Source organism: Burkholderia sp. Ac-20384 (assembly GCF_017104605.1).
Lineage (GTDB): Bacteria > Pseudomonadota > Gammaproteobacteria > Burkholderiales > Burkholderiaceae > Burkholderia > Burkholderia lata.
The window spans coordinates 1-9,010 of the sequence record NZ_JAAGPE010000336.1 but is presented as its reverse complement, the minus strand read 5'-3'; the positions used below and the strand labels follow the sequence as shown (position 1 = coordinate 9,010).

At 68.8% G+C, this 9,010-nt stretch carries 10 protein-coding genes; 5 read left to right on the top strand and 5 right to left on the bottom strand.

Features of this window, described 5'->3' with window-relative positions; genetic code table 11:
• Both G3O00_RS36305 and G3O00_RS36300 read right to left on the bottom strand, forming a co-directional pair.
• On the bottom strand, positions 1-288 hold a 288-nt coding region (locus G3O00_RS36305; protein WP_206145889.1), incomplete at its 3' end, for a pyridoxamine 5'-phosphate oxidase family protein.
• Between the two features lie 36 nt (positions 289-324).
• Positions 325-969 carry a glutathione S-transferase gene (locus G3O00_RS36300; protein WP_206145888.1) on the bottom strand — a complete coding sequence of 215 codons (645 nt, stop codon included), beginning with the start codon at positions 967-969 and terminating at the stop codon, positions 325-327.
• A 126-nt stretch (positions 970-1,095) separates the two neighbouring features.
• On the opposite strand from G3O00_RS36300, the gene G3O00_RS36295 reads away from it, so the two are divergent.
• Entirely contained in the window at positions 1,096-2,037 is a 942-nt protein-coding gene (locus G3O00_RS36295; RefSeq protein ID WP_206145887.1) for a LysR family transcriptional regulator, read from the top strand.
• Between the two features lie 130 nt (positions 2,038-2,167).
• Here the strand turns inward: G3O00_RS36295 and G3O00_RS36290 are convergent, their stop codons facing one another.
• Positions 2,168-2,605: a hypothetical protein gene (locus G3O00_RS36290; RefSeq protein WP_241025498.1), complete on the bottom strand. Its 438-nt coding sequence runs from the start codon at positions 2,603-2,605 to the stop codon at positions 2,168-2,170.
• Between the two features lie 93 nt (positions 2,606-2,698).
• Entirely contained in the window at positions 2,699-3,340 is a 642-nt protein-coding gene (locus G3O00_RS36285; protein ID WP_241025497.1) for a TetR/AcrR family transcriptional regulator, read from the bottom strand.
• A gap of 103 nt (positions 3,341-3,443) precedes the next feature.
• Here G3O00_RS36285 and G3O00_RS36280 point away from each other — a divergent pair, with 103 nt between their 5' ends.
• Genes G3O00_RS36280 through G3O00_RS36270 form a run of 3 tightly spaced genes read left to right on the top strand, consistent with a single transcriptional unit; the run spans position 3,444 to position 6,908 of the window.
• On the top strand, positions 3,444-4,346 hold the full coding sequence (locus G3O00_RS36280; protein WP_011356036.1) for an SDR family NAD(P)-dependent oxidoreductase: 903 nt from the start codon (positions 3,444-3,446) through the stop codon (positions 4,344-4,346).
• Positions 4,343-5,917, top strand: coding sequence for an NAD(P)/FAD-dependent oxidoreductase (locus G3O00_RS36275; protein ID WP_206145882.1), 1,575 nt, complete (start codon positions 4,343-4,345; stop codon positions 5,915-5,917). The genes G3O00_RS36280 and G3O00_RS36275 overlap by 4 nt, the downstream gene beginning before the upstream one ends.
• Before the next feature lie 7 nt (positions 5,918-5,924).
• Positions 5,925-6,908: an alpha/beta hydrolase gene (locus G3O00_RS36270; RefSeq protein ID WP_206145880.1), complete on the top strand. Its 984-nt coding sequence runs from the start codon at positions 5,925-5,927 to the stop codon at positions 6,906-6,908.
• 57 nt (positions 6,909-6,965) lie between these two features.
• On the opposite strand, the gene G3O00_RS36265 is transcribed toward G3O00_RS36270, so the two are convergent.
• Positions 6,966-7,364, bottom strand: a complete 399-nt coding sequence (locus tag G3O00_RS36265; RefSeq protein ID WP_059521626.1) for a carboxymuconolactone decarboxylase family protein — start codon at positions 7,362-7,364, stop codon at positions 6,966-6,968.
• Positions 7,365-7,723: 359 nt separating this feature from the next.
• Between G3O00_RS36265 and G3O00_RS36260 the strand changes: the two genes are divergently transcribed.
• Positions 7,724-9,010 (top strand): collagen-like triple helix repeat-containing protein (locus G3O00_RS36260; RefSeq protein ID WP_206145879.1); only part of this gene is annotated, 1,287 nt, incomplete at its 3' end.

The window sequence follows — 9,010 nt, the reverse complement described above, 5'->3', positions numbered from 1 at the left end:
CGCCGCGATGCGCAGCGTGCGCGCGTCGGGCGACGTCACGAACCCCGGCGCGCCGGCCCGCAGCGTCGCCCACGGCTGGCCGTGCGCATCGACGCCACCGAGCACGAAGAACGGCAGTTGCGCGAAAAACGTCCGGTGCTGGTCCGGCATGAAGCGCCGGATCCCGCGTCGGCCGGCCGAACCCGCAGCCTCCGTCACGCCCGCGCGCTGCTGCACGGCGAGTTCGCCCGCGTGAAACGGCGCAGTGTCGAGTTCCCAGCCCGGTACGACGGCGGTCGGGGTGTTCATCGCGTTCTCCCTGAGCAGGCCCGGTTTCGGTGTGCGTTACGCGGCGAGCAGGCCCGCGCGCGTCGTCGGCATCGCGACGAAGCCCGGCAGCGCCTCGATGCGCGCCAGCCACGCACGCACGTGCGGATACGGCTCGAGCGACACGCCACCCTCCGGCGCGTGTGCGATATACGAATACGCGGCGATATCCGCGATCGTCGGCTGTGCGCCGGCGGCAAACGGCTTGCCGGCCAGCTCTTGGTCGATCACGTCGAGCACCTTCGCGGCCGTGCGCTTGGCGGCCTCCTGGTCGAGTTTCGCGCCGAACACGGTCACGAGCCGCGCGGCGGCCGGCCCCGATGCGATCGGCCCGGCCGCATACGACAGCCAGCGCTGCACGACGGCCGCGCCGGCCGGGTCGTCGGGCAGCCAGTGCGCGTCGCCATAGCGCTTCGCGAGGTACACGAGGATCGCGTTCGAATCGGCGATCACCGTGCCGCCATCGTCGATCACGGGCACCTGCCCGAGCGGATTGAGCGCGAGGAATGCCGGTTCGCGCTGCGCGCCGGCGGCGAGATCGACGTCGACGGTCTCGGACGGCAGGCCGAGCAGCGACAGGAACAACCGGACGCGATGGGCGTGCCCCGAGAGCAGGAACGAATAGACACGAATCGGCGAAGCAGGCTTGCTGGCGGCAGACATGGAAACACTCCGGAATCTCGCGCCGCCGGGGATCGGCGACGAACAACCGCAGCGTAGCGCTCGCCGTTCGTCACCAGAAGACGGATAATCGAGGAAACATTATCCGCTTTCATAGGACAATCGACGATGGCCGATCTGCGCGACGTGAACCTGAACCGCCTGGCGATCTTCGTCGCGGTGGTCGACGCCGGCTCGCTGACAGCCGCGGCCGAGCGGCTCGGCCTGGCGAAGACGGTCGTCAGCACGCACATGCAGCGCCTCGAATCCGAGATCGGGGCGAACCTGCTGGTGCGCACGACGCGGCGGCTGAGCGTGACCGACGCGGGGCGGGCGTTCTACGACGCGTGCCGCGACATCGTGCGCGCCGCCGAAAGCGCGCTCGACGCGGTGTCGTCCGACGCGGGGCCGCTGCGCGGCACGCTGCGCGTGAGCGTGCCGATCGACTATGGCGCGCTGGTCGTCGCGCCTGCCGTCGTCGCGCTGCGCGACCGGCATCCGGGGCTCGACGTCGAACTCGTCGCGAACGACCGCGTGGTCGATCTCGTCGCGGACAACCTCGACGTCGCGATCCGCATCGGCCGCCTCGCCGATTCGAACTATCGGGCGGTGCAGCTCGGCACGTACGAGAAATGGCTGGTCGCCAGCCCCGCGTTCGTCGCGCGCCACGGGCGGCCGCAAGATCCGGATGCGCTCGCCGCGCTGCCGTTCGTGATGCTGTCGACGCTGCCGCGCCCGCAAACGGTCGAACTCGAAGACGTGAACGGCGGCACCGCTTCCGTGCGCTGTGTCGCGCAGGTCGTGTCGAACACCGCCACCGCGTGCCGCGCGATCGTGCTGGCGGGCGGCGGCTTCGGGCTGCTGACGGATTTCTCGACCGCCGACGACGTCGCGGCCGGCCGGCTCGTGCGGCTGCTGCCCGCGTGGCGCTCGGCACCGGCCGGGATTCACGCGGTGTATCCGTCGACGCGGCTGCCTTCGCCGAAAGTGCGGGCGTTCGTCGAGGCGATGAAGGCGAGGATCGGGGAGACGGCGGGGGCGCCCATGGCGAAGCGTTCACGCCCTGCTTAGCGAAAGAAGGCGGCGCGGCGGGCCGAGGACGAATCTCTTCATGCGCGTCGCATGATCCGACATCCATGACGGCAAGTTCCGCTTCGCCGCTGCCATGGTCCGACGCCAGTCTCGCCAGACAGCAAGCCTGTCACATGAACTTGACGTAGCACGCCTTCTTCTCGACCTGTTCGCGCTTGAATCCGCTGTCGGCCATGCACGCTTCGTACTCGTCGGGCAGCGGCTTCAGATTGAAGATCCGCTGGTCAAACCCGGTAGGCAGGCCATGATCCAGTTCGTCCTGCACCTCTTCGCAAGTCGCCTTGGCCAGGCTGAGCTTCACGGGCTCACCGGTAATGACGTTGCGGATCTTTTCATATTCCCCGTTCTTGCACGCCGCAATGGCGTCCTTGAGGTGTCGCGTGTAGATCGCATCGCGGCATCGATCCCCTTCCTGGTCCCGGTTCTTGAATTTCGCCGCGAAAGTCTGCGATTTCCACACGGTTTCGTAAGTCGTGGACTCGCTGAACGGCCAGCAGCCGCAGCCCGTCAGCCCCAGGACAGAAACAGCCATCCCTGCCGACGTCATGCGGCGCAACCATCGGTTTCGTGCTTGCATAGGTTCCTTGTTATCGATTATCGGCATGCGTGATCGCGGGCAACCGGCCCCGTTCCCGCGAATCTACCCCGCCTCCCGCAGCGTCCCCAACAGCACCTTCCTGCAACTCGCGACCATCTGCGCCTCCGGATCGCGATATTCGGTGAGCAGCCACGCCGCGCCGACGTTCGTCATCGCGCCGACGAGCGCGAGCCCGATCAGCCGCTGCTCGGTGCGCTCCGCGGGCGTCGCCGCTTCGCGCGGCGCGCCGATCGCCATGATCAGCTTGCCGAAGTCGATCAGCATGCGCTGGTAGGTCATGTCGGTGTCCGCGCTCACGCCCATCACCTCGAGCAGCAGCACGCGCGCCGCGCACGGGTCGCGCAGGAACGCGAAGAACGCGGCGAGCCCCGCATCGACGCTGTCGCGCAGATCGCCGCCGCGCTCGGCCACCGCCCGCGCGACCGCTTCGTGCAGCTGCTGCGCATGATGCAGGTAGGTGCAGCGCAGCAAATCCTCGGTGCTCTCGAACGCCGCATAAAAATAGCGATCGTTCAGCTTCGCTTCCTGGCAGATCGACCGCACGGTCGCCTTGCGGAATCCGACCGTGCCGAACACGCGCGTCGCCGCGCGGATCAGTGCATCGCGCCGCTCCGCGGCCCGCACCTCGGGCGCCACGCCGCCATACGACCGGCCCCTTTTTTCCGTTTCGAGTGCTTTCTCCATTCCGCTATTTGACATCAGGACACCCGAAAACTAAAGTGGTGACGAACAACACCACATTAGACGCGCCACCGGCGCAGTGCAAGCGGAACGGGAGGAGCAACGGATGAACGGGTTTTCCGGCAAGGTCGCCGCGATCACGGGCGCCGGTTCGGGCATGGGCCGCAGCCTCGCGGTCGAGCTCGCGCGGCGCGGCTGCGAGGTCGCACTGAGCGACGTCAACGACGTCGGGCTCGCCGGCACGGCGGCCGCCTGCGCGCAGCACGGCGTGCGCGTGAGCACGCGGCGGCTCGACGTGTCCGACCGCGATGCGGTGTTCGCGTGGGCCGATTTCGTGCGCGCCGAGCACGGCAAGGTCAACCTGGTCTTCAACAACGCGGGCGTGTCGCTGGCCGCCAGCGCCGAGACCGCGCGCATCGCCGATCTCGAGTGGATCGTCGGCATCAACTTCTGGGGCGTCGTGCACGGCACCCAGGCATTCCTGCCGCATCTGCGCGCATCGGGCGACGGGCACATCGTCAACACGTCGAGCCTGTTCGGCCTCGTCGCAATGCCCACCCAAAGCGCGTACAACGCGACCAAGTTCGCGGTGCGCGGCTTTACCGAGGCGCTGCGGATGGAGCTCGAACTCGACGGCGCGCCGGTGAGCGCGACCTGCGTGCATCCGGGCGGCGTCGCGACGAACATCGTCGACGCAGGCCGCGTCGATACCAGCATCCATGCGCTCACCGGCCAGGACGAAGCGACTCATCGTCGCCAGGCCAACCGCCTGATCAACGCGACGACGGCCGACGACGCCGCGCGGCAGATCCTCGCGGGGGTCGAGCGCAATGCGCGCCGCGTGCTCGTCGGCGCCGACGCGCGTCGGCTTGACCGGATCGCGCGCCTGCTCGGCGCCGGCTACCAGTGGCTGATGCTGCGCCACGTACGCCGCGCCCGTGCCCGCAACCTTGAACGCGCCGATACCCCGGCCGCGCTCCCGACCACGCCGACCAAGGACCTCGCATGACCTCGACGACGACCGACCGGCGCGCCGCGCCGCCCGCTCCCGACGCCCGTGGCGACAGTTACGACCTCGACGTGCTGATCGTCGGCGCCGGCCTGTCCGGCATCGGCGCGGCCTATCACCTGAAGCAGCGCTGCCCGTATGCCAGCGTGGCGATCGTCGAGGCGCGCGACGCGATCGGCGGCACCTGGGACCTGTTCCGCTATCCGGGCGTCCGTTCGGATTCCGACATGTTCACGCTCGGCTACAGCTTCCGGCCGTGGCACAGCGACAAGGCGATCTCGGACGGCCAGACGATCCTCGACTACATCCGCGACACCGCACGCGCATACGGCATCGACAAGACGATTCGCTACGGCCAGAAGGTGGTCGCGGCCGACTGGGATTCGAACCGCGCACGCTGGACGGTGCGCATCGAGCGCACGCGTGACGGCGCGACCGACACGCTCGTGTACACCTGCCGCTTCCTGTTCATGTGCAGTGGCTACTACGACTATGACGCCGGCTACCTGCCCGACTGGGCGGGGATGGACACGTTCGAAGGCAAGCTCGTGCATCCGCAGCACTGGCCGAAGGACCTGTCGTACGCGAACCGGCGCGTGGTCGTGATCGGCAGCGGCGCGACGGCCGTCACGCTCGTGCCGTCGATGGCGGCCGATGCGCAGCACGTGACGATGCTGCAGCGCTCGCCGACCTACATCGTGTCGCTGCCCGCCCGCGACAATATCGCGAACGCGTTGCGCCGCGTGCTGCCGTCGCGGCTCGCGCACCGGCTCGTGCGCGTGAAGAACGTGCTGCTGACGATGTACCTGTACAACGTGTCGCGCCGCAAGCCCGACCAGACGAAAAAGTTCATCATCCGCGCGGCCAGCAAACAGGTCGGCCCCGGCTTCGACGTCGCGAAGCACCTGACGCCGCGCTACATGCCGTGGGACCAGCGCGTGTGCCTGGTGCCGAACGGCGACCTGTTCAAGTCGATCCGATCGGGCCGCGCGTCGATCGTCACCGACGAGATCGACCGCTTCACGCCGACCGGCCTCAAGCTGAAGAGCGGCCAGCAGCTCGACGCGGACGTGATCGTCACCGCGACCGGGCTGAAGGTGAAGATGCTCGGCGGCGCACGCGTCACCGTCGACGGCCGCGCGGTCGACCTGCCGGACACCGTGTCGTACAAGGGGATGATGTACAGCGACGTACCGAACCTCGCGTCGTCGTTCGGCTACACGAATGCGTCGTGGACGCTGAAGGCCGAGCTGATCGCGCGCTACGTGTGCCGGCTCCTCAACCACATGCGCGCGAACGGCTACGACACCTGCGTGCCGCGGCTCGGCACCGGCGATCCCGGCAACGTGCCGGCCGTCAACCTGAGCTCGGGCTACATCCAGCGCGCGGCCGGCATCCTGCCGAAGCAGGGGCATAGCAAGCCGTGGAAGTTCCACCAGAACTACGTACTCGATCTCGCATCGCTGAAGTTCAGCGGACTCGCCGATTCGGCAATGCAGTTCGAACGCCGCGCGAAAGCCGGCCCGGCCGCCACGACGCCGGTTGCCGAACCCGCACTCGAAACCCGCTGAGGCCGACATGACCCATACGCTCCATCTGATCCAGAACGTGCTGCTCGGCGTCGTCGCGGTGCTCGCCGCGCTCGCGCTGTTTACCGGTTACGTGGCCCGCCGCGTGACGCGCGCGTTTCCGCCCGAAGGCCGCTTCGTCGACATCGGCGGCGACCGCATCCACTACGTCGAATACGGCAACGGCCCGCCGATCGTGTTCGTCCACGGGCTCGCGGGGCAACTGCGCAACTTCGCGTACCTGCCGCTCGCGCGGCTCGCGCAGCAGCATCGCGTGATCCTCATCGACCGGCCGGGCGCCGGCCGCTCGCTCCGCGGCGCGGGCTCGCAGGCGAACGTGTTCGCGCAGGCCCGCACGGTCGCCGCGTTCATCGACGCGCTGCAGCTCGACAAGCCGGTGCTGGTCGGCCACTCGCTCGGTGGCGCGATCGCGCTCGCGGTCGGCCTCAACCATACGGACCGCGTGAGCCGGCTCGCGCTGATCGCGCCGCTGTCGCACGAGCAGAGCGAGCCGCCGGCGCCGTTCAAGCCGCTGATGCTGCCTTCGCCGCTGGTGCGCCGCTTCGTGTCGTGGACCTTCGCGATTCCTCTGACGATCCTGACCGGCCGCAAGGCCGTGCGCCAGGTGTTCGCGCCGGAAGACGTGCCGCGCGACTTCCCGGTCAAGGGCGGTGGACTGCTCGGGATGCGCCCGCACGTGTTCTACGCGACCGCGACCGACCTGCTGTCGGCACCGGTCGACTTGCCCGCGATGGAGCGCCGCTACCCGGACCTCGCGCTGCCGGTCGACGTGCTGTACGGCCGCGCCGATCCGATCCTGAACTGGCGCGAGCACGGCGAAGCGCTCGCGAAAAAGTCGGCGCGCGTGCGGCTGAAGGTCGTCGAGGGCGGGCACATGCTGCCGGTCACGATTCCGGAAGCGACGGCCGACTGGCTGCTCGAAGTCGCTGCCGCGCCGGTCGAGGTGGCCGCACCGGCGGCACGCATCGCGTAAGCCGCGACCGCGTAACCGGGCCTGATTCCGTGGCGTGCCGCCGGTGCTGCGGCGGAATCAGGCTTCGTCGTCGGGCACCGACAGCCCTAGATCCGAGATCACCTCCCGTGCGCTGCGGAACGCCTCGACCGCAGCCGGCGCGCCCGCGTACAGCGCGCTGTGCAGCAACACCTCGCGGATCTCGACGAGGCTCGCGCCGTTGTTGAGCGCGCCGCGAATGTGACCCTTCAATTCAGTGCTGCGGCCAAGCGCCGCCAGCATCGCGCACGTGCACAGGCTGCGCGTCTTCAGGTCGATCCCGCCCCGCTGCCACGTGCTGCCCCACGCGTGCTCGTTCAGCCAGTTCTGCAGCGGGCGCGAAAAACCGTCGAGGTCGCGCATCGCGCGCTCGACGAACGCTTCGCCCATCACGTCGATGCGTCGCGCCTTGCCGTATTCCCTGTCCTGTTCGCTCATGTCCGTGTCCTGTGTGGAGTCGTGGCCGCGGCGGCATCGTCGGCAGCCGGGGATGTCGCGCCATGTTCATCGGGCCGGCCAGTTTCGTCAAAGATGTGGCCCTCGGTTCGCGGCCGCCCGCGTCACGCGATATCGAACGCTACGTAACATCGCGCCGCGCGTTACGGCGGCTTTCGGGAACATCGCAACCGCCACGCCGGCGCACCCTGCGTGCCCGTCGCGCGAAAGCGCCGGAACTCCGTTTAAATCGCGCGTATATTCCCGATTCCTGCAATAAAGCGCGCCACCGTTTCGGGAATGCTGTCGTGGCGCGGAATTTGCAGAGGAGGCTTGGACACACTTCCAATGTCGAGGCCAACATGCACAAACTCTTCAAGAAGACGACGGTAACGATGGCCGTCTCGTCGCTGCTCGCACTCTATGGCTGCGGCTCGGTCGATGGACCGACGACGCCGCCGACGATCAAGCCGAGCACGTCAGGGACGGGCGGCAGCTCGGGGACTTCGGGGACGTCGGGTTCTTCCGGTACATCGGGTTCTTCTGGTACCTCGGGATCTTCCGGCACGTCGGGTACGACTTCCGGGACGTCGGGTACGTCCGGTACGTCGGGTACGTCCGGCACCTCGGGTACTTCCGGTACGTCGGGTACTTCCGGTACGTCAGGCACCTCCGGAACGTCGGGCACTTCCGGTACCTCGGGCACTTCCGGCACGTCGGGTACTTCTGGCACCTCGGGTACGTCAGGTACGTCGGGTACCTCGGGTACGTCGGGTACCTCGGGCACTTCCGGTACGTCGGGCACCTCCGGCACCGGCGTCACCCCCCTCGGCAATGTCCTCCAGAAATCCGGCAACCTCGTGACGGCAGTCGGCACGGCGGTCGCGAACGGCGGCGGCCAGATCGGCGGCGTGCAGATCCCCGGCACGAACCCGACGACGGCCACCAGCGTCGGCAACGCGGTCACGAGCCTCGGCAACGGCGTGCAGGCACTCGGCAACGGCGTCGCGGCCGGCCTCGGCTCGATCGGCGTGTCGGCCAACCCGCTCGGACCGACGCTGACGTCGACCACTGGCCTGCTGACCGGCGCCGGCGGCGCGGTCAACAATCTCGGCAACGCGGTGAAGAGCCTCGGCTCCGGCCCGCTGTCGCCGCTGTCGCCGGTCACGACGCTCGTCGGCGATCTCGTCAACACCGTCGGCGGCGCCGTCAATTCGACCGCATCGGGCCTCAACACGGCGCTGAACAGCTCGCCGGTCCAGCAGCTCGAAACGCAGGTTGGCAAGGTGATCAACCCGATCACGAACACGCTGACCGGCGGTGTCACGACGCCGGGCGCCACGCAGACGCTCGGCGGTGTCACGCTGCTCGGCACGCCGCTCAACGGCCTGCTGAGCGCGCTCGGCAACGGCCTCGCCAGCGCCGGCACGAAGGTCGGCGGCGCAACCGACAACCCGCTCGGCGCCGGTCTCGGCGGCGTCGTGGCGCAGCTCGGCAACACGGTGACGTCCACCGGCGGCCTCGTCCACGACAACAACGCGGGCAGCTCCAGCAGCGGCACGGGCGGCAGCAACCCGCTCGCTCCGATCACGGGCCTGCTCGGCACGCTGACGGGCGGCCTGGGCGGCGGCAGCTCGCGCGGTTCGGGA